This is a genomic window from Streptomyces sp. NPDC045998 (assembly GCF_056430285.1).
Genome location: NZ_JBWKLJ010000005.1, coordinates 123,734 through 143,284, shown reverse-complemented (window position 1 = coordinate 143,284; position 19,551 = coordinate 123,734). Strand labels below are relative to the sequence as shown.

Sequence of the window (19,551 nt, the reverse complement as noted above, 5' to 3'; positions counted from 1 at the left end):
ACGGGCACGGAAAACGCGGTGCGTGCCCCGGAGCATGACAGCGCCCGGAGAAACAAGCAAGCGTGCTTGCTTTACTTTCTTGCGCTACTTCTTCGCCGCCCGCGAGCGGACGGACCCCATGCTCGCCGCGATGACGAGCGCGATGGCCATCGCGTCAACGAGCGACATCGCCTGGCTCAGCACCAGGAACCCGGCGGTGGCGGCGATCGCCGGCTCCAGGCTCATCAGGATCGCGAAGGTCGGCGCGGGCAGGCGGCGCAGCGCCAGGAGTTCGAGGGTGTACGGCAGGACGGACGACATCAGCGCGACGGCGAGGCCCAGGCCGATGGTCGACGGCACGAGGAGCTTGCTCCCGGCCTCGGCGATGCCCAGCGGCAGCGTCAGCACCGCCCCCACGGCCATGGCCAGCGCCAGCCCGTCGGCCTGCGGGAAGCGCCGCCCGGTGCGCGCGCTGAAGAGGATGTACGCGGCCCACATGACGCCCGCCGCCAGCGCGAACACCGCGCCCAGCGGGTCCAGCCGGTCGAAGCCGCCCCCGCTCAGCAGGACCACTCCGGCCAGCGCGAGCCCGGCCCACACGACGTTCACCAGCCGCCGCGAGGCGACCACCGACAGCACGAGCGGCCCGAGCACCTCCAGGGTGACGGCGGCGCCCAGCGGGATGCGGTCGATGGACAGGTAGAAGAGGACGTTCATCGCGGCCATGGCGGCGCCGAAGGCGACGACGGTGCCCCAGTCGGCGCGCCGGTACCCGCGCAGCCGGGGCCGGCAGACGAGCAGCAGCACGACGGCGGAGAGCAGCAGCCGCAGCGTGACGACCCCGATCGCCCCGGCCCGCGGCATGAGCAGCACGGCGACGGCCGCCCCGAACTGCACGGACAGCCCACCGGCCACCACCAACGCGACCGGCCCGAGCGCGCCGCGCCTTCCGGGGCCCCCTTCGGGGTGCGCGGCGGAGACCTCGGGGAGCGCGACGGCGGCCGCGTCGGCGACCGCCGCGTCCGGGCGTGCGGTGTCGTTCACCGGGAGAACCTCGACTTCTTCCTCTTCGATAGGTGCATTGGAGTGGACCTTCAGTCCACAGTACTGCACTGAAATGGCCAGAGGCCCCTGCGTTCCACCGTAACGAGCGGTGGCCGGAAACGCCCGAGGCCCTTCCGGGGCTCAGGCCGAGGCGCCGAGTTCCGTGCGCGTGCGGCGTACGTCACCGTTCGCATCCGGGGAACTGGACAGCAGCGTCAGCGACCGAACGAGTTCAGGCCGGTCGAGCGCGAGTAGCTGGGCCACCATGCCGCCGACGGACTGACCCGCCACGTGCGCCGGGCCGAGTCCGAGTCCGACGATCACGTCGGCGGCGTCCGCGGCGAGCGTCGACAGGTCGTACTCGTCGCCGGACTTCCCCGACTTGCCGGTGTCCCGGTGGTCGTAACGCACCACCTGGTACCCGTCCTTGGCGATCAGCCGGCACAGCTCGCCCAGCCACACGATGCCCGGTGCCGTGCCGCCCATCACCAGCAGCACCGCCGGATCGCTGCGGCTGCCGAACGTCGTCTCCGTCCACAGTCGCAGACCGTCCCGTGTCGCGATTCGCCTCTCCATTGGCGGTCTTTTCCCCTTGGTAGGGTGCGTGAGCCGCCGATCATCCGTCCCGGGGGAACAAAGTGACTCGCGCACGCACGGCACTGGTCCTGGTTGATCTGCAGCGGTGGATCGTCGACATGCCGTGGCAGCCGGTAGGCGGTGAGGTCGTGGCCGACGCCTGCCGAAGGCTGCGCGAGCACTTCGCCCACACGGGCTCTTCGTCCGTCGTGCTGGTCCGGTACGTACGGGAGGACGGCGCCGACGGCGGCATCGGCGCCGCCGCCAACCAGCTTGTCCCCGGTCTCGAACCCCGTACCGGCGAGCACCTGGTGACCAAGCACGGTCTCGACGCCTTCGCGGGCACCGACCTCCACGACCAGCTGCGCGACGAAGGCGTCACGGACGTCGTGGTCGCCGGACTGTCCACCGCGCACGGTGTCGCGTCGACCGCCGCGGCGGCGCTGCGTCTGGGCTACGGGGTGGTCGTCGTCTCCGACGCCACGGCCAGCGTGAGTGAGGCACAGCACCGCGAGGCACTCGACCGCCTCACCGCGCTCGGCGCGGGCACCGCCGTGGTCGCGGACCTCGTGACCGCGAAGGTCAGCGGGAACTGACCCTCGCGGCACGGCAGAGCGAGCCTGACGTCAGCGCGGTTCATCCATCCCCAGCCCCTCCGCCAGCACCTCCGCCAGGTGCCGTCCCCGCCGCCCCGCCAGCTGGTCCAGCTGGGTGCGGCAGGAGAAGCCGTCCGCGAGGAGCTCGGTGCCGGGGGCGGCGGCGCGGAGGGTGGGGAGGAGCTGGTCCTCGGCGCAGGCGACGGAGACGGCGTAGTGGCCGCGCTCGAAGCCGAAGTTGCCGGCGAGGCCGCAGCAGCCGCCCACCAGGTCGCCGGTCAGGCCCGCGCGCTCGCGCAGGCGGCGTTCGGCGGCGTCGCCGAGGACCGCGTGCTGGTGGCAGTGGGTCTGGCCGGTGACCGGGCGGTCCAGGCGCGGGGGCCGCCAGTCGGGCGCGAACTCCTCCAGGGCCTGGGCGAAGGTGCGTACGGAGTCGGCCAGGCGGCGGGCGCGCGGGTCGTCGGGGAGCAGCTCCGGCAGGTCGGTCCGCAGGGCGGCGGCGCAGCTCGGTTCGAGGACGACGACGGGGCTGCCCAGGACGGGCTCCATGGTGTCGAGGGTGCGGCGCATCACCGTACGGGCCCGGTCGAGCCGGCCCGTGGAGACGTACGTGAGGCCGCAGCACACCCGGCCGGGCGGGAGCGCCGGGCGCAGCCCCGCCGCGTCCAGGACCGCGACGGCCGCGCGGCCCACGGACGGCGAGAGGTGGTCCGTGAAGGTGTCGGGCCACAGGAGCAGGTCACCGGCCGTGGCACCGCCGTGGCGCGCGAACCAGGCGCGCAAGGTCCGGGGCGCCAGCCGCGGGAGGTCACGCTCCGGCGCGATGCCCGCCATCCGCTTGGCCAGCGCCGCCAGCGGCCGCACGCGGGCGGTGGCGTTGAGGACCCGGGCGAAGGGCGCGGCGAGGCGGAGCCACTGCGGCAGCCCGCCCATCGCGTAGTGCGCGGCGGGGCGGAGCCGTCCCGCGTAGTGGTGGTGCAGGAACTCCGCCTTGTACGTCGCCATGTCGACGCCCACCGGGCAGTCGCTCCGGCAGCCCTTGCACGACAGGCACAGGTCGAGCGCCTCGCGCACCTCCGTCGACCGCCAGCCGTCGCGCACCACCTCGCCCGCCAGCATCTCGTGCAGTAGCCGGGCGCGCCCGCGCGTGGAGTGCTGCTCCTCGCTGGTCGCGCGGAAGGAAGGGCACATCACGCCCGCGCCCTGGTTCGGCCCCGCCACCCGGCACTTGGCGACGCCCACGCAGCGGCGTACGGCGGTGGCGAAGTCCCCGCCGTCGTGCGGGTAGCCGAAGGCCACGGGCACGGGCTCGTGCGGCAGGACGTCGAAGCGGAGGTTCTCGTCGAGGCGGGCGGGCCGGGCGAGCATGCCCGGGTTCATGCCGCCGTCGGGGTCCCACAGGTCCTTGAACCGGCCGAAGAGGCCGACCAGTTCGTCCCCGTACATCTTCGGCAGCAGCTCCGCGCGCGCCTGCCCGTCGCCGTGCTCGCCGGAGAGGGACCCGCCGTGGGCGACGACGAGGTCGGCGAGCTCCTCCGAGAACCGCCGGAAGCGCCGCACGCCCTCCGCCGACACCAGGTCGAAGTCGATGCGCACGTGCACGCAGCCCTCACCGAAGTGGCCGAACGGCGTGCCGCGCAGCCCGTGGCCGGCGAGCAGCGCGCGGAAGTCGCGCAGGTACGGGCCGAGGCGCGCGGGCGGGACGGCGCAGTCCTCCCAGCCGGGCCACGCCTCGGTGCCTCCCCCGAGGACTCCGTCCAGGGGGGACCCCCAGGTCCGGGTGGCGGTCCCGGCGGCGTCCTCGCGCACCCGCCACAGGGCGCGCTGCGCGGCCGGGTCGGTGACCACGGTGGCGTCCACGGCGTCGGCGGCGCGCACCAGCGCCTCGGCGTGCGCCCACGCCTCCGCCGGGGTCGCGCCGCCCGTCTCCACGAAGAGCCAGGCGCCGCCCCGGGGCAGCGCTCCGCGCGCGGCCGGGTCCCGGACCAGGTCCTCCGCCATGCCCTCGACGGTGAGCGGCCCGTGCGGCAGCAGTCCGGACGCCGCTTCGGCGGCGGCGCCCTCGTCGGCGTAACCGAGGACGGCCAGCGCCCGCGCGGGCGGCGACTCGACCAGCCGTACGGTCGCCTCGGTCACCACCCCGAGGGTGCCCTCGCTGCCGCAGAAGGCGCGGGCGAGGTCGGTGCCGCGCTCGGGGAGGAGGGCGTCGAGGGCGTAACCGGAGATGCGGCGCGGCATCCCGGGCGGGAAGCCCGTACGGATGGCCGCCAGGTGCCCGCCGACCAGCTCCGCCAGCCCGTCCGGCGCGCCGTCCCAGCCGCGCCCCAGGCGCCGTTCGGGGCCGCCGCCGTACGTCACGACCGACAGCGCGCGGACGTTGTCGGCGGTGGTGCCCCAGGCCACCGAGTGGGAGCCGCAGGCGTTGTTCCCGATCATCCCGCCGAGGGTGCAGCGGCTGTGCGTCGAGGGGTCGGGCCCGAAGGTCAGGCCGTACGGGCGGACCGCCGCGCGCAGGTCGTCGAGGACCACGCCCGGCTGGACCACCGCCGTCCGCGCCTCGGGGTCCACCGAGAGGACGGAGCGCATGTGCCGGGTGAAGTCCAGCACCACGCCGGTCCCGGTGGCCTGCCCCGCGATCGACGTCCCGGCACCGCGCGGGACGACGGGCACGCCGTGCGCCCGGCACACCTCCAGCGCGGCGGCCACGTCCGCCGCGTCGCGCGGCGCGACGACCCCGACGGGGACGCGGCGGTAGTTGGACGCGTCCATGGTGTGCAGCGCGCGGGCCGCGGTCCCGAAGTCCACGTCCCCGCGCAGGGCGGCGCGCAGGGCCCGCGCGACCTCGGCCGGGGCCTGACGGGTGTGCCGGTCGGTCATGGGTCAGGATCCCCCCGCGTCCGCAGGGCCGCGATCATCAAGCGTATGAGTCATGAAAGAAATCCTCATCCGACCTTTCCCAACTGATCGTCAACTCTCCTATAGTGGCCAGAAATTTGCCGCACCCCCGGCACCCCGGATCCCGCCCCCGCCCCGAGGACTGACGACGTGCGCCTTTCCCCCCTCCGCTCCGTACGGGCTCCGCTGGTGTGGGGCCCGGCCGCGGCCGCCGTGCTGACGACGGCCGCGTACGCCCTCGGCACCACCCGCCGGCTGCGTACGGACAACGCGGCGCTCGCCGCCGAGGCCGCCCGCGCCCGCGAGGCCGTGGAACGCGCCCGCGAGGAGGCGGAAGGCGCCCGCGAAGCCGCCGCGCAGGCCCGGCGGGAGACCGAGCTGGCCCGCGCGGAGGCCCGGCGCAGCGAGCGGAACCGCGCCGCCGCCGTGGCCGCCTGCGCCAACGCCGCCGGGCGCATGCAGGCCCTCGCCACGAGCATGCTGGCCGACCTGCGCGAGATGGAGCACCGGCACACCGACGAGGACGTCCTCGCCGACCTCCTCCACCTCGACCACCGCACCGCGCAGGCCGGGCGTCTCGCCGACTCCGTGGCCGTCCTCACCGGCGCCCGCTCGGGCCGCCGCTGGGCGAAACCGATCGTCATGGAGTCCATCCTGCGCGGCGCCATGGGCCGTATCGGCGGCTACCAGCGCGTACGGCTGCACTCCACCACGGACGCGGCGATCGCCGGCCACGCCGCGGAGGGCGTGATGCACGCCCTCGCCGAGCTCCTCGACAACGCCGCCACCTTCTCGCCGCCCACCGCCGAAGTGCACGTGTACGTCGAGGAGGTCGCCACCGGCCTCGTCGTCTCCGTCGAGGACAGCGGCCTGGTGATGAGCGAGGCACAGCTGCGCCGCGCCGAGCGTGCCGTCGGCGCGGACCACGCCACCGACCCCACCGACCTGACCGCCCTGTCCGGGACGCGGCTCGGCCTCGCGGTCGTCGGCCGGCTCGCCCGCAAGCACGGCCTGACGGTCTCCTTCCGGCCGTCCGCGCGCGGCGGCACCGGCGTGGTGGTGACGATCCCCCAGGAACTGATCACGCGCGTACGCGTCCCGGAGCCGAAGCCGGAGTCGACCCCGAAGCCTGAGGCGGAGTCGACGCCGACGCCGAAGCCGGTGCCGGAGACCCCGGCCGAGCCCGGGCCCGCCGCCCCCGAACTCGGCGAGAGCGGCCTGCCCAAGCGCCGCCGCGGCCGTACCCTCGCCGCCGCGCACCGCACGCCGACGGCCACCGAACCCGCCGGACCCGCCGGACCCGCCGGGCCGCCCACCACCACCCGGCCGGTCGACGCGACCGCCGCCACCCGCTTCCACAGCTTCCGCCAAGCGGTACGCACGACCACGGAAGGCACCCCCGAATGACCACCGCCACCACCGACGAGAAGCTCAACTGGCTGCTGGAGGGCCTCCTCGAGCGCACCCCCGGCGCACGCCACGCCCTCGTCCTGTCCCGCGACGGCCTCAAGCTGTGCCGTACCCCCGAGCTCTCCGTCGACCGGGCCGACCAGCTGGCCGCCATCGCCGCCGGCATCCAGTCCCTGTCGCACGGCGCCTCCGTCGAGTTCGGCGACGGGAGCGGCGGCGTACGGTCCGCGATGGCGGAGTTCCACGGCGGCGTCCTGCTCATCGTCGAGGCGGGCGAGGGCGCACACCTCGCGGTGGTCGCCGCCGAGGACGCCGACGTCGGCCTGGTGGGGCACGCCATGAGCGAACTGGTCGAACAGCTCGGCGAGCACCTGCGCGCCGAGCCCCGCACCCCGTGAGCCCGGGCGGCCACCGGGACGAGTCGCCGGACCGGCTGTACACCCTCACCGGAGGCCGCGCCCGCTCCGGGCCGGACTCGCCGTTCGACCTGGTGACCCTCGTCGTCGCCGAGTCCGATCCGGTGCCCGGCATGCAGTCCGAGCACGCCGCCATCCTGCGCATGTGCCGCCGCCCCACGGCGGTCGTCGAGGTCGCCGCCGAACTGGGCCTGCCGGTGAGCATCGTCCGCATCCTCCTCGCCGACCTGCTCGGTACGGGGCGGATCAGCGCCCGCCACCCCCGTACGCCGACGAACCCGTCCGCGTACGTCCTCCCCGACCCCGACATCCTGGAGCAGGTGCTCGTTGGACTACGCAGCCTCTGACGCCGCCGCCGACGCTTCCCCCGACGCCTCACCACGGGCACCGCTCTCCAGCACCGCCGACAACGGTCTGAAGATCGTCATCGTCGGCGGTCTCGGTGTCGGCAAGACCACCCTCGTCCGCTCGGTCAGCGAGATCCGGCCCCTCGACACCGAGGAGACGATGACACGCGCGGGCGAGCCCGTCGACGACGTCACCGCGGTCGGCACCAAGCGGTCCACCACCGTCGCGTTCGACTTCGGCCGCATCACGCTCGACGCCCGCAACGTCCTGTACCTCTTCGGCGCCCCCGGTCAGGAGCGTTTCTGGTTCCTGTGGGACCGCCTCTTCTCCGGCACCCTCGGCGCGGTCGTCCTGGTCGACACCCGCCGCGTCGCCGACTCCTGGTACGCGATCGACCGCCTGGAGCACCACGGCACCCCGTTCATCGTCGCCTGCAACGACTTCGGCGGCCCCGTCCACACCGAGGCGCAGATCCGCGAGGCGCTCGATCTCGCCGACCACGTACCGCTGGTGGAGTGCGACGCCCGCGACCGGTCCTCCAGCAAGTACGTCCTGATCAACCTCGTCGAGCACCTCCGCAGCCTGCACCGGGAATCCAGACCATGACCGCACCCGCCCCCGCACCCGCCCCGGTTCCGCTCTCCGGGCCCCGCTTCCAGACCGACCCCGCCCGCCTCTACCGCGAGCTGCGGCGCGACCACGGCGCCGTCGCCCCGGTCCTCCTCGACGGCGACATCCCGGCCTGGCTGGTGCTCGACTACCGCGAGCTGCACCGCGTCACCGGCGACCCGGTCCTCTTCAGCCGCGACTCGGCCCTGTGGAACCAGTGGGACCGCGTCCCCGGCGACTGGCCCCTGCTGCCCATGATCGGCCGGGACCAGCCGTCCATCCTCTACACCGTCGGCGAGCGCCACCGGCAGCGCGCCGCGATGGTCGGCCACGCGCTGGAGTCCGTCGACCCCTTCACCCTGCGCCGGTACGCCGAGGAGTACGCCGACGGCCTCATCGACGCGTTCTGCGGCAAGGGCGAGACCGAGCTCATCGGCCGGTACGCCATGCTCCTGCCCGTACGCGTCCTGGTGAAGATCTACGGCGTGCCCGACGACCAGGGCCCCGGTCTCGTCACCGCGCTCAACGACATGATCGACGGCCGCGAGCGGGCCCTGGCGGGCCAGCGCCACCTGGCCGGGGCGATGTCCGCGCTGCTGGCCGCCAAGCGGGAGGCGCCCGGCGACGACGTGGCGTCGCGCATGCTGGCCGACCCGTCCGGCTTCACGGCCGAGGAGATGGCGCAGGACCTGATGGTGATGATGGCGGCCGGGCACCAGCCGACCGCCGACTGGATCGGCAACTCGCTGCGCCTGATGCTGACCGACGACCGGTTCGCGGCCTCCCTCTCCGGCGGCCGGCACAGCGTCGCCGAGGCCATGAACGAGGTGCTGTGGGCCGACACCCCGACGCAGAACGTCGCCGGACGGTGGGCCTCCCGCGACACCCGCCTGGGCGGCCGCGACATCAAGGCCGGGGACCTGGTGCTGCTGGGCCTGGCCGCCGCGAACTCCGACCCCCAGGTGCACATCGACAACTCCGCCCTCACCGGCGGCAACGCCGCGCACTTCTCCTTCGGGCACGGCGAGCACCGCTGCCCCTTCCCGGCGCAGGAGATCGCCGAGGTCATCGCCCGTACCGCGATCGAGGTGCTGCTGGACCGGCTGCCCGACCTCGACCTCGCCGTACCGGCGCAGTCGCTGACCCGGCGCCCCTCGCCCTGGCTGCGCGGCCTGACCGAGCTGCCCGTGACCTTCACCCCGACCCCTGCCCTCGGAGGCACCGCATGACCGCCGAACCGACCGTCACCGAACCGGCCGTCGAAGAACCGGCCGTCGAAGAACCGGCCGTCGGAGAACCCATCCCGCTCGACCCGTTCGTCACCGACCTCGACGGCGAGAGCGCCCGGCTGCGCGCCGCCGGTCCGCTGGCCCGCGTCGTCCTGCCGGGCGGCGTGCCCGTGTGGGCGGTCACGCACCACGCGGAGGCGCGCGAGCTCCTCACCGACAAGCGGCTCGTCAAGGACATCAACGTGTGGGGCGCCTGGCGGCGCGGCGAGATACCGCCGGACTGGCCGCTGATCGGGCTGGCCAACCCCGGCCGTTCGATGCTCACCGTGGACGGCGAGGACCACCGGCGGCTGCGTGCCCTGGTGGCGCAGGCGCTCACGCCGCGCCGCGTGGAGCGGATGCGGGAGCGGATCACCGAGCTGACGAACGGCCTGCTGGACGAGCTGGACCGGATCGCCGCGGGCGACCCGGGCGGGACGGTGGACCTCAAGGCGGCGTTCGCGTACCCGCTGCCCATGTACGTCATCAGCGACCTGATGGGCATCGATCCGGCGGACCACCCGCGGCTGAAGGTCCTCTTCGAGAAGTTCTTCTCGACGCAGACGCCGCCGGAGGAGGTCGTGGCGACCCTCGGCGAGCTGGCCGGGATGATGGCGAAGGTGGTGGCCGCGCGCCGGGCCGAGCCGGGCGACGACCTCACCAGCGCGCTGATCGCCGCATCGGAGGACGGCGACCACCTTGACGACGAGGAGATCGTCTCCACGCTCCAGCTGATGGTGGCGGCCGGCCACGAGACGACGATCTCCCTCATCGTCAACGCCGTGGTGAACCTCTCCACCCACCCGGAGCAGCGGGAACTGGTCCGTTCCGGTCAGGTCGGCTGGGACGCCGTCATCGAGGAGACGCTGCGCTTCTCCACCCCCACCTCGCACGTCCTGATCCGGTTCGCGACGGAGGACGTCGAGGTCGGCGGTCGCGTCCTGCCCGCCGGCGAGGCGCTGATCGTGTCGTACGGGGCCATCGGACGCGACGAGCGGCAGCACGGCCCCACGGCGGGCGTCTTCGACGTCACTCGCTCCCCCATCCGGCACATCTCCTTCGGGCACGGCCCGCACGTCTGCCCCGGCGCCGCCCTGTCCCGGCTGGAGGCGGGGGTGGCGCTGCCCGCCCTGTACGAGCGCTTCCCGGAGCTGACGCTCGCCGTGCCGGCGTCGGACCTGCGCAACAAGCCGGTGCTCACGCAGAACGACCTCTTCGAGCTGCCGGTGCGGCTGGCCTGAGCCCCCGGCCGCCCGTCCGCCCGTCTCATTTTCGTGTCTCACCCGACGGACACGGCGTTCCGCCGTGTCCGTCAGCGGTTAGGCTCCGGCCGTGGCTGAGATCCAGATTCCCACCGACATCAAGCCCGCCGACGGCCGTTTCGGCGCGGGCCCCTCCAAGGTGCGTACGGAGGCGCTGGACGCCCTGGCCGCCACCGGCACGTCCCTCCTCGGTACGTCGCACCGTCAGGCCCCGGTCAAGAACCTGGTCGGCGAAGTCCGCGAAGGCGTACGCGCGCTCTTCTCGCTCCCCGACGGGTACGAGGTGATCCTGGGCAACGGCGGCTCCACCGCCTTCTGGGACATCGCGACCCACGGGCTCATCGAGTCGAAGTCGCAGCACCTCTCCTTCGGCGAGTTCTCCTCCAAGTTCGCGAAGGCGGCCAAGCTGGCGCCGTGGCTGGAGGAGCCGACCGTGATCTCCTCCGACCCGGGTACGCACCCCGAGCCGCGGGCCGAGGCGGGCGTCGACGTGTACGCGTTCACGCACAACGAGACCTCCACCGGTGTCGCCGCCCCGATCAAGCGCGTCCAGGGCGCCGACGAGGGCGCGCTGGTCCTCGTCGACGCGACCTCCGGCGCGGGCGGCCTGCCGGTCGACATCACCGAATCGGACGTCTACTACTTCGCGCCGCAGAAGTCCTTCGCCTCCGACGGCGGCCTGTGGATCGGCGTGTTCTCCCCGGCGGCGCTGGAGCGCGCGCAGCGGGTGCACGCGTCGGGCCGCCACGTCCCGGAGTTCTTCTCGCTGCCGACCGCGATCGACAACTCGCTGAAGAACCAGACGTACAACACCCCGGCCCTCTCCACCCTCTTCCTGCTCAACGAGCAGCTGAAGTGGATCAACGGCCAGGGCGGCCTGGACTGGTCGGTGCGCCGCACCGCCGACTCCTCGCGGACGCTCTACGGCTGGGCGGAGGAGTCCAAGTACGCGGCTCCGTTCGTCTCCGACCCGGCGAAGCGCTCGCAGGTCATCGGCACCATCGACTTCTCGGACGAGGTCGACGCGGCGGCGGTCGCCAAGGCGCTGCGCGCCAACGGCATCGTGGACACCGAGCCGTACCGGAAGCTGGGCCGCAACCAGCTGCGCATCGCGATGTTCCCGGCCGTCGAGCCGTCGGACGTCGAGGCGCTGACGAAGTGCATCGACTACGTCATCGAGAAGCTCTGATCCTCGGGTACGCACGACGTACGCGTGTGAACGCGTGTGAGGGCCCGGCGCGGGAACGCGCCGGGCCCTTCCGCGTGTCCACGCGGCCGATAACCGCTCTATCGGCCCCGGGGGCCCATCCCTACCATCCGTAACGCGCAGACCCGCTACGAATGAACAACGGGTTGGCATGCGCACACCATCCACGGTTGGACCCCCCACTTCGACCGAAGGCAACCGATCGGAGAACCATGTCCAGAGCAGCACGAGCGACCGCCGTCGGCGGCGCGGCCGCGGCCTTACTGGCGTCCGTGGCCGTCTCCCCCGGCGCCTCCGCCGCCACGACCCGGGGCATCGTCGCCCCGCCCGACAAGATCGTGATCGAGATCGCCACCGTCAACGGCTCCGGCTGCCCGCTCGGCACCGCCGCCGTCGCCGTCTCGCCCGACAACACCGCCTTCACCGTCACGTACAGCGACTACCTCGCCCAGGTGGGCGTGGGCGCCGAGCCGACCGACTTCCGCAAGAACTGCCAGCTCAACCTGGTCGTCCACGTCCCGCAGGGCTTCACCTACGCCGTCGCCAGCGCCGACTACCGCGGCTACGCCAGCCTCGCGGCGGGCGCCTCGGCGGTCCAGAAGGCGTCGTACTACTTCCAGGGCTCGCCCAGCACGGTCGCCAAGTCCCACCCGTACAAGGGCCCGTACGCCGACAACTGGCAGGCCACGGACTCCACCGACTGGGCGCAGCTGGTCTGGGCTCCCTGCGGCGAGAAGCGGAACTTCAACATCAACACCGAACTGCGGGTCAGCGCGGGCACCTCGGACCCGACGAAGACCAACAGCTTCATCGCCATGGACTCCACGGACGGCGACATCAAGACGGTCTACCACCTGGCGTGGAAGGAGTGCCCGCGGTAAGCCGGGCTGACCGGCCGGTGGGCCCGCCCCCCTCCGCGGGCCCACCTCCCCCACCCCGCCCCCGTTCGAGCGGCTCAGCGGCCCAGCGGCTCAGCGGCTCAGGCTCTGGAAGCGGCGTACCGCGAGCGGCAGGAAGACGGCCGTGATCACCAGCGGCCACACCACCGCCATCAGCACGGCGTTCTCCTGGATCCAGCTGCCGTCGCCGCCCACCGGGTTGCCGAACAGCTCCCGCGTGGCCGCCGCCGTCGAGGAGATCGGGTTCCAGGCGGCGAGCGTGCCCAGCCAGTCGGGCATGGTCCCGGGCTGGACGAACACACTGGAGATCATGGTCAGCGGGAACGCCACCGCGAACAGCCCGCCGGCCGCCTCCGGGTTGGGCACCAGCAGCCCGAGCCAGATGCCGACCCAGGTCAGGCAGTAGCGCAGGAGCAGCAGCAGCGCGAAGCCGGCCACCGTCCCGAGGAACCCGCCGTCCGAACGCCACCCGATGACGAACGCCGTCGTCGCCAGGATGGTCAGCTCGGCGCAGGCCACGATCAGGTCCGTCACGCCGCGGCCGGTGACCACCGCCGACGGGGCCATGGGCATGGAGCGGAAGCGGTCGATGACGCCCTTGTCGGCGTCGGTGACCACGGCCGTCGCGGTGTTGATGAAGCCGAAGGCCATCGTCATCACGAACATGCCGGGCATCAGGAAGTCCCGGTAGTCCGCGGCCCCTCCGCCGCCCGGCGGCTTCATCGCGCCGCCGAAGACGTACCCGTACAGCAGGACGGACAGGATCGGGAAACCGAGCTGCCAGGCGATGGAGACGGGTTTGCGCTGGTAGTGGGTCAGCTGGCGGCGTACGACGTTCCAGCAGTCGACGACCGCCCAGTAGGCGCGCCCGCGCCCGGCGATCGGCTCCAGGGTGTCCGTGCTCATGCCACCGCCTCCTTCTCCTCGGTCGCGTGGCCGGTCAGGCGCAGGAACACGTCGTCCAGGCTCGGCCTGCGCAGCCCGATGTCCTCGACCTGGACCCCCTCGTCCTGCAGGGTCCGCGCCACCTCGGTGAGCGCCGCCACCCCGTCGGCGACGGGCGCGTGGACCCGCCGCTCCAGGTCGTCGACGCGCGGCTCGCCCGCGCAGACCCGGGCGACGGTCTTGGCGACCCTCGGCAGGTCCGCCGGGTCCACGGCCACCACCTCGATGCGGTCGCCGCCGACCTGGCGCTTGAGCGCCTCGGGGGTGTCGTCGGCGATGGCGCGGCCCCGGTCGATGACGGTGATACGTGAGGCGAGCCGGTCGGCCTCCTCCAGGTACTGCGTGGTGAGCAGGACGGTCGTGCCGCCCGCGACCAGGTCGCGCACCGCCTCCCACACCTCGCCGCGCCCGCGCGGATCGAGGCCGGTCGTCGGCTCGTCCAGGAACAGCACGCGCGGCGCCAGGATCATGGAGGCCGCCAGGTCCAGGCGTCTGCGCATGCCGCCGCTGTAGCCCTCCACGCCCTTGTCGGCGGCCTCGGTCAGGCCGAACCGCTCCAGCAGTTCCGCGGCGCGCTGCCGGGCCCGCCGTCCGCCCAGGTGGAACAGCCGCCCGAACATCTCCAGGTTCTGCCGGCCCGTGAGGACCTCGTCCACCGCGGCGTACTGGCCGGTGAGCCCGATCAGGCTCCGTACGCGCCGGGGATCGCGGGCCACGTCCACCCCGGCGACCTCGGCGCGCCCGTCGTCGAAGCGGCGCAGGGTGGCCAGCACCCGCACCGCCGTGGTCTTGCCCGCGCCGTTCGGCCCGAGGAGGCCGTGCACGGTGCCGGGGCGGACGGCGAGGTCGAAGCCGTCCAGTGCCCTCTTCTCCCCGTACCGCTTCTCCAGGCCCTCGGCCCGTACCGCCCAGTCGTCCATGACACCCTCCCCGTCGGGAAACTGAGTACACCGTACCCAAGTGAGCGTACACCGTACCCAGTTTCTGTCGAGCGGGAAGGGCGGGGGTCCGGCGGGCAATTACGCTGGCCCCATGAGCAGCCAGAAGACCACCGGCGGCGGCGTCACGGCGACGACCGGCAGCGGAGACATCACCCGCAGCCTTGAGCTGCTCTGGGACGCCGGGGAGCCGCCCGCGCGGGGCGCGCGGGGGCCCAAGCGCGGCCTGACCCTCGACCGGATCGTCACCGCCGCGGTCGAGGTCGCCGACGCGGAGGGCCTCGACGCCGTCTCGATGCGCCGCCTCTCCACCGAGCTCGGCGCCGGCACGATGTCGCTGTACCGGTACGTCCCCGGCAAGGCGGAGCTGCTCGACCTGATGCTCGACCACGTCCAGGGCGACGCCCTGGACTCCCCCGCCCCGCCGCCCGCCGACTGGCGCGCCGCCGTGGAGTTCCTGGCCCGGGAGCAGCTCGACCTCTACCGCCGCCACCCGTGGCTGCTGAAGGTCAACCAGGCCCGTACGGTCCTCGGCCCGAGCGCGCTCCGGGGCTTCGAGCGGGCGCTGCGGGGCCTGAAGGGCATGGGGCTGAGCGATCCGGAGACCCTCTCGGTGATCATCACCGTCCAGAGCTTCGCCGCCGGTATCGCGCGCATGGAGGCGCAGGCGGTGGAGGCCGCCAAGGAGACCGGCGTCAGCGACGAGGAGTTCTGGACGCGCCAGGGCCCCTTCCTGGTCCGCGCCATGGAGAGCGGGGACTACCCGCTGATCGCCGCCCTCGCCGAGGACACCTTCTCGCCCGACGTCGACCACTTCGGCTTCGGCCTGCGCGCCCTGCTGGCGGGCTTCGAGTCCCTGGTGCCCGCCCGCCCCACCCAGCACGACGCGCCACCCCCGCCGGACGACGCCGCCTGACCCCGCCTGCCTTCGGCGGCCGCCGCGTGCCCGAAGGCCGACCGGGCGGTCAGCCGCTTGCCTGCGGCAGGCAGGGCTGCGCGGGGTTCACGGAGCGGGAGCACAACACGCACCACTTCTCGTTCCTCCACACTCCACCGGTCACCGCGCGCCGTACCGACGCGACGGCCGCCGGCAGGTCCTCGGCCCTCCTGGCGAAGCAGCGCGCGATCCAGAGGTCCTCCTTGCCCCACCACGTGGAGAGCTCCAGGTGGACAGCGGTGGCGTCACCGCTCCACCACTTGTCGGCGGGCCCCGTCGCCGCGACGTCACGGGGCGGGAGGTGTGCTTCGCCGACGGCCGGCGCCCGGCCGGGCGCGGTGGTCACGCCCAGGGTCACATGGGCCCAGCCCCGGACCGAGGCCAACTGACCGTGGGCCTCCAGGCGCTGGTCGACGCTGCTGTTGATGATTCGGGTCCGGTCCTGAAGGGTCATGGCCGTGCGGCCGTCGAGGAGGACGTCGACGGGCCAGGTCTGGTCACCGTCGACGATGCCGGAGAAGCCCCAGCTGTCGATGCCCTCGACGGCGGTGTAGACGGTGACTTCGCCGTCCAGGCCGTGGTCCATGCCGTTGGATCCGATGAGCGGGTACCAGAGGCCGCCGTAGCGCTCCTCGAAACGGATCATCGCCTCGACGGCCCCCTGGGGCAGGGGCACCTCGCTCTCGTCTGACGCCTCCGCGCGCGCCAGTTCGCGTATCCGGTCAGCGGGCGTGGACGGGTTGCGCCGTGCGCGGGTCAGGAGAGCCGCGACACGGGGCGACACATGGGGGTCGTCGAGGATGTGCACGTCCAGACGCTAGCGGCTGGCCGCGGCTCCTCGCGGTCGACTTCTCTTCGAGCTGTACGTACGGGAGTTGCCACCTGGGCGCAGGTGAGTACGCGTACTCATGCCCCGAGGTGGCCGGCCTTCGGATGATGCGTGCATGCGAAAGAACACTCTTCCGAAGTCCGTGCTGGTGGCCGCGCTGAGCTGCCTCGTCCTCTCCGCCTGCGGCAGCCAGAAGGCCACCACCGACCAGGCGGCCCCCGCGGGCAGCGCCGCCTCGGCGCGCCCCGTGCCGAGCGTCTCGCCAAGCGCCCCGTCCGGCCACGGAGATCCGGAGATGCGCTTCATCGACTTGGTGGGCCAGACGCTCCGAGCCTGCTCTCCCGACGCCCCCAGCGACAAGGGCGGTGGCGAACCGCCCGTGCCCGACGGCCTGGTGCTCGAGGAGGAGCCCACCCGGATCTACGGGCCGGGCGAGACGCCCCCGGCCGTCCCGGGCGACGACGAGGGCCTCCCCGTTCCCCTTCCCCCCGACGCCCCCGAGCCGCCGAGCCCCACCCCCGGTCCCCGCAAGTCATCCGCGCCGGTCGAGGTGCCCCTGACCAAGGTCGAGCAGTGCTTCGCCGACCAGCACGCGGACCGCGTCGGCAAGGCGTTCAACACGAGGACGACCGACTACGACGCGATGCGCACGAAGCTGATCGCCCTCGACTACCCCGCCTCGCGGGTGCACCGCATGCCGGACCACGGGGGTGCTCCCCGGGTGCGGGTCGACCTGCGCTTCATGGGCAGCCACGAAGCCCTGGAGGTCACCGGAACCGGCAGCGGAGTGATCGTGGAGACGTTCGGCGCCCCCGAGACGGAGGACGTGAAGCTGACCGACGTGAAGCGGAAGCCCCGGCTGGACACGACCCAGTGAGGATGGGGGCCGGCGGTCAGCGACGGGACGCGGGACGCGTGGGCGGCGCGATGCGCACCCGCTTCTCGGCGGGCGCCTGCTCTATGTCGTCAAGCTGCGCGGTGATCGTGGCGCGCAGATCGTCGTCGTCCTCGAAGTGGTGGTCCTGGAAGAGCGTGTAGCCCGTCCACATCAGGTTGGCGCACACCCGCGGCGGCACCCCGCCGGTCCGGGCTCCCATGCCGACCAGCGCCACGGATCCGATGGAGCCCGGCGCCTGCGCGTTCTGACGGTGGATCGCCTGGAACGCGGCGGCGCACGCGAGCGCGACGTTCAGGGTCTCGCTCACGTCCTGCGCGGACCGCTCCATCGTCGGCGTGGAGATCAGATACTTCGGGTTCACCGCCCCGGACGGCACGCACACCGCGCTGCCCACCGGCAGCCTCCCCGCGAACCGGTCGCGGATCGCCCGCTGCACCCGCAGCTGGATGCCCGCTCCGAGGTACCGCTTGACGGCGGCGTCGACCCCGCCGTCCATCCGCCCCCGGGAGTTCGTCGGGCTCACCCACGCGTCGACCTGCTCATCGAGGATCGAGCCCCTGCGGATCTCGACCTCGGGCGTGTCGGCGAACGCCGCCCGCCACGCCTCCACCACATCCGCGTTGACATCGGTCAGCACGACCCTGAGCGGCACCTGCACTCGGTCCACGGTCATCGTCCACTCCCCCATCGAGCAACGGTTCTTCCACTGCCCACGACGCTAGCGCCCGCCACTGACAACCGGCCCTTTCGCAGCGGTACATGATGATTCGTCACCAACGTCCCACTGTCACTGCCCGGTGCTAGCGTCCCGCTCCAGTTTCGCGACCGACGAGATTCGGAGCCCTTCACCATGAGCGATTCCCCCACCCCGGCCACCCCCTCCACCCCGGACCCGGCCGACCCGCTGGCCCTTGCCGAGCTGTTCAAGGGCGGCGGCGAACCGTGGCTCCCGCTGCTGAAGCCCGTCATCGAGGCGCAGCCCGGCGCGGCCGCCTTCATCGGCCCCGACCGCAGCCCCGAAGTCGTTCCCGTCCGCGAACTGACCTTCCAGGCGCTCAAGCCCCACCCGCCGCACAAGTGGAAGGTCGTCGTCTTCGGCCAGAACCCCTACCCGCGGCCGGAGAGCGCGACCGGCATCGCCATGTTCGACAACACCTTCCACGACTGGAAGGACAGCCAGTTCGGCAGGGTCGTCAGCATCCGCTGCATCATCAAGGCGGCCGCGATGTGGAAGTACGGGATACCCAAGAAGACGCCCATCGCCGACGTCCGCGCGCTGCTGGCGAAGCAGGACACCGTCCAGCCGCCGGAGTGGTTCCAGGCCATGCTCACGCAGGGCGTGCTGCTGCTGAACGCCGCGCTCACCGCCAGCGGCGACCGGTCGACGGGGCCCGACCGGCACACGGCGTTCTGGCGGCCGGTCGCCGAGCGGATCGTCGAGGAGATCCTCAAGGCCAAGCAGGACGCCGCCGAGGAGGACCGCGGTGTCGTCTTCGCCTGGTGGGGCGCGCACGCACGCAACCTGAAGAAGATCGTCCTCCGGCTCCAGGAGAAGTACCCCGACGTCGACGTCCGCCACATCGACCACGCCAACCCCGCGGCGCAGGGCGACCTCTTCTGCGAAGGCGATCACTTCGCGACCGTGAACGACGCTCTCGCCTCACTCGGCGCCGACCCGATCGACTGGCTCCCGAGCAAGGGGTGGGACCAGCGCACCGCGGCGGACGCCGACGGGGGCGGGACCGCGGACGACGGCACCGCCGAGCGCATGGGCGCCTTCATCGCGTCCACCATGGAACTGCACCAGCTCTATCTGGACCGCCTCTCCAGCGTCAAGGACGAGGGCCTCGTCCTCCCCGCCATCACCGGCGTGTTCGACACCCCGCTCATGGACTTCCGCGACGCCGTCGCCCCGGTCGCCCGGCTGCTGTCCGGCCTGGACCGGCACGTCCGGCTGTCCCACGAGTTCGGCAAGCGGCGGGCGGACGAGGCGGCCGGCGGCCTCTCCGCCGACGCCATCGCCGCCCTCTACCTCTACACCTGCGAGTCGGCGTTCTACCGCGAGATCAACGCCATCCTGCGCGCCCCCGACCGGTCCAGGCTCGTCCCGTACCTGCCCTATCTGCGCCTGCTGTTCTCGGCGGTGTCGGGGCTCCCGGCCCGCACCGAGCCGCTGTGGCGCGGCGTGGCCCTGGACCTGCGGGCGCAGTACCCGCTCGGGCGGACGGTGACCTGGTGGGGCGTGTCCTCGTGCACGTCCGAGCTCGGCGTGGCCCGGTCGTTCCTCGGCAGCCGCGGCAAGCGGACGCTCTTCGAGGTCCAGCCCGTCCGGGCCGTGGGCATCCGCAGCTTCTCGGCGTTCACCGGCGAGGAGGAGTACATCCTCGCGCCCGGCACCCAGCTCAAGGTCACCGACGTGAAGACCGAGCGCGGCGGCCTGTGCACCGTGCGGCTGACCGAGCTGGAGGAGCAGCCCCTCGTCTCCTGAACAAGGC

19 protein-coding genes are annotated in these 19,551 nt (G+C 73.0%); 12 read left to right on the top strand and 7 right to left on the bottom strand.

Annotated elements, in window-relative coordinates; all coding sequences use genetic code 11:
- Positions 1-84: 84 nt before the first annotated feature.
- Both AC07FJ_RS17130 and AC07FJ_RS17125 read right to left on the bottom strand, forming a co-directional pair.
- A complete protein-coding gene (locus tag AC07FJ_RS17130) occupies positions 85-1,023 on the bottom strand; it encodes an EamA family transporter (protein WP_479049715.1) in 939 nt (312 codons plus the stop codon).
- A gap of 141 nt (positions 1,024-1,164) precedes the next feature.
- Positions 1,165-1,599 carry an alpha/beta fold hydrolase gene (locus AC07FJ_RS17125; RefSeq protein ID WP_479049713.1) on the bottom strand — a complete coding sequence of 145 codons (435 nt, stop codon included), beginning with the start codon at positions 1,597-1,599 and terminating at the stop codon, positions 1,165-1,167.
- Positions 1,600-1,661: 62 nt separating this feature from the next.
- Between AC07FJ_RS17125 and AC07FJ_RS17120 the strand changes: the two genes are divergently transcribed.
- Positions 1,662-2,195, top strand: coding sequence for a cysteine hydrolase family protein (locus AC07FJ_RS17120; protein WP_479049711.1), 534 nt, complete (start codon positions 1,662-1,664; stop codon positions 2,193-2,195).
- Between the two features lie 30 nt (positions 2,196-2,225).
- On the opposite strand, the gene AC07FJ_RS17115 is transcribed toward AC07FJ_RS17120, so the two are convergent.
- On the bottom strand, positions 2,226-5,072 hold the full coding sequence (locus AC07FJ_RS17115; protein WP_479049709.1) for an FAD-binding and (Fe-S)-binding domain-containing protein: 2,847 nt from the start codon (positions 5,070-5,072) through the stop codon (positions 2,226-2,228).
- 168 nt (positions 5,073-5,240) lie between these two features.
- Here AC07FJ_RS17115 and AC07FJ_RS17110 point away from each other — a divergent pair, with 168 nt between their 5' ends.
- The 8 genes from AC07FJ_RS17110 (at position 5,241) to AC07FJ_RS17075 (ending at position 12,491) form a co-directional block, all read left to right on the top strand.
- Positions 5,241-6,497 (top strand): sensor histidine kinase, encoded by a 1,257-nt coding sequence (locus AC07FJ_RS17110; RefSeq protein WP_479049707.1) that lies wholly within the window; start codon positions 5,241-5,243, stop codon positions 6,495-6,497.
- Positions 6,494-6,898 (top strand): roadblock/LC7 domain-containing protein, encoded by a 405-nt coding sequence (locus tag AC07FJ_RS17105; protein WP_361417681.1) that lies wholly within the window; start codon positions 6,494-6,496, stop codon positions 6,896-6,898. Before AC07FJ_RS17110 ends, AC07FJ_RS17105 begins: the two co-directional genes overlap by 4 nt.
- On the top strand, positions 6,895-7,263 hold the full coding sequence (locus tag AC07FJ_RS17100) for a DUF742 domain-containing protein (protein ID WP_361417678.1): 369 nt from the start codon (positions 6,895-6,897) through the stop codon (positions 7,261-7,263). Before AC07FJ_RS17105 ends, AC07FJ_RS17100 begins: the two co-directional genes overlap by 4 nt.
- Positions 7,244-7,870: a GTP-binding protein gene (locus AC07FJ_RS17095; protein ID WP_361417675.1), complete on the top strand. Its 627-nt coding sequence runs from the start codon at positions 7,244-7,246 to the stop codon at positions 7,868-7,870. Before AC07FJ_RS17100 ends, AC07FJ_RS17095 begins: the two co-directional genes overlap by 20 nt.
- Positions 7,867-9,102, top strand: coding sequence for a cytochrome P450 (locus AC07FJ_RS17090; RefSeq protein ID WP_479049705.1), 1,236 nt, complete (start codon positions 7,867-7,869; stop codon positions 9,100-9,102). The genes AC07FJ_RS17095 and AC07FJ_RS17090 overlap by 4 nt, the downstream gene beginning before the upstream one ends.
- Positions 9,099-10,382, top strand: coding sequence for a cytochrome P450 family protein (locus AC07FJ_RS17085; RefSeq protein ID WP_479049703.1), 1,284 nt, complete (start codon positions 9,099-9,101; stop codon positions 10,380-10,382). The genes AC07FJ_RS17090 and AC07FJ_RS17085 overlap by 4 nt, the downstream gene beginning before the upstream one ends.
- A 91-nt stretch (positions 10,383-10,473) precedes the next feature.
- On the top strand, positions 10,474-11,592 hold the full coding sequence (gene serC, locus AC07FJ_RS17080) for a phosphoserine transaminase (RefSeq protein ID WP_361417665.1): 1,119 nt from the start codon (positions 10,474-10,476) through the stop codon (positions 11,590-11,592).
- A 230-nt stretch (positions 11,593-11,822) separates the two neighbouring features.
- Positions 11,823-12,491 carry a DUF4360 domain-containing protein gene (locus AC07FJ_RS17075; protein WP_479049701.1) on the top strand — a complete coding sequence of 223 codons (669 nt, stop codon included), beginning with the start codon at positions 11,823-11,825 and terminating at the stop codon, positions 12,489-12,491.
- Positions 12,492-12,581: 90 nt separating this feature from the next.
- Here the strand turns inward: AC07FJ_RS17075 and AC07FJ_RS17070 are convergent, their stop codons facing one another.
- Together AC07FJ_RS17070 and AC07FJ_RS17065 are read right to left on the bottom strand one after the other, a co-directional pair.
- Entirely contained in the window at positions 12,582-13,415 is an 834-nt protein-coding gene (locus AC07FJ_RS17070) for an ABC transporter permease (protein WP_479049699.1), read from the bottom strand.
- Complete coding sequence (locus AC07FJ_RS17065; protein ID WP_479049698.1) at positions 13,412-14,374, bottom strand: ATP-binding cassette domain-containing protein; 963 nt, start codon at positions 14,372-14,374, stop codon at positions 13,412-13,414. The genes AC07FJ_RS17070 and AC07FJ_RS17065 overlap by 4 nt, the downstream gene beginning before the upstream one ends.
- A gap of 112 nt (positions 14,375-14,486) precedes the next feature.
- Here AC07FJ_RS17065 and AC07FJ_RS17060 point away from each other — a divergent pair, with 112 nt between their 5' ends.
- Positions 14,487-15,308 carry a TetR/AcrR family transcriptional regulator gene (locus AC07FJ_RS17060; RefSeq protein WP_479049696.1) on the top strand — a complete coding sequence of 274 codons (822 nt, stop codon included), beginning with the start codon at positions 14,487-14,489 and terminating at the stop codon, positions 15,306-15,308.
- A gap of 49 nt (positions 15,309-15,357) precedes the next feature.
- Here the strand turns inward: AC07FJ_RS17060 and AC07FJ_RS17055 are convergent, their stop codons facing one another.
- Positions 15,358-16,137, bottom strand: a complete 780-nt coding sequence (locus AC07FJ_RS17055; protein ID WP_479049694.1) for a hypothetical protein — start codon at positions 16,135-16,137, stop codon at positions 15,358-15,360.
- Between the two features lie 136 nt (positions 16,138-16,273).
- Here AC07FJ_RS17055 and AC07FJ_RS17050 point away from each other — a divergent pair, with 136 nt between their 5' ends.
- The gene (locus tag AC07FJ_RS17050) at positions 16,274-17,035 is read left to right on the top strand and encodes a hypothetical protein (RefSeq protein ID WP_479049692.1); all 762 of its coding nucleotides are present in this window, start codon (positions 16,274-16,276) and stop codon (positions 17,033-17,035) included.
- A gap of 16 nt (positions 17,036-17,051) precedes the next feature.
- On the opposite strand, the gene AC07FJ_RS17045 is transcribed toward AC07FJ_RS17050, so the two are convergent.
- On the bottom strand, positions 17,052-17,729 hold the full coding sequence (locus AC07FJ_RS17045) for a macro domain-containing protein (RefSeq protein WP_479049690.1): 678 nt from the start codon (positions 17,727-17,729) through the stop codon (positions 17,052-17,054).
- A 177-nt stretch (positions 17,730-17,906) separates the two neighbouring features.
- On the opposite strand from AC07FJ_RS17045, the gene AC07FJ_RS17040 reads away from it, so the two are divergent.
- Positions 17,907-19,544, top strand: coding sequence for an ADP-ribosyltransferase domain-containing protein (locus tag AC07FJ_RS17040; protein WP_479049688.1), 1,638 nt, complete (start codon positions 17,907-17,909; stop codon positions 19,542-19,544).
- Positions 19,545-19,551: the final 7 nt, after the last annotated feature.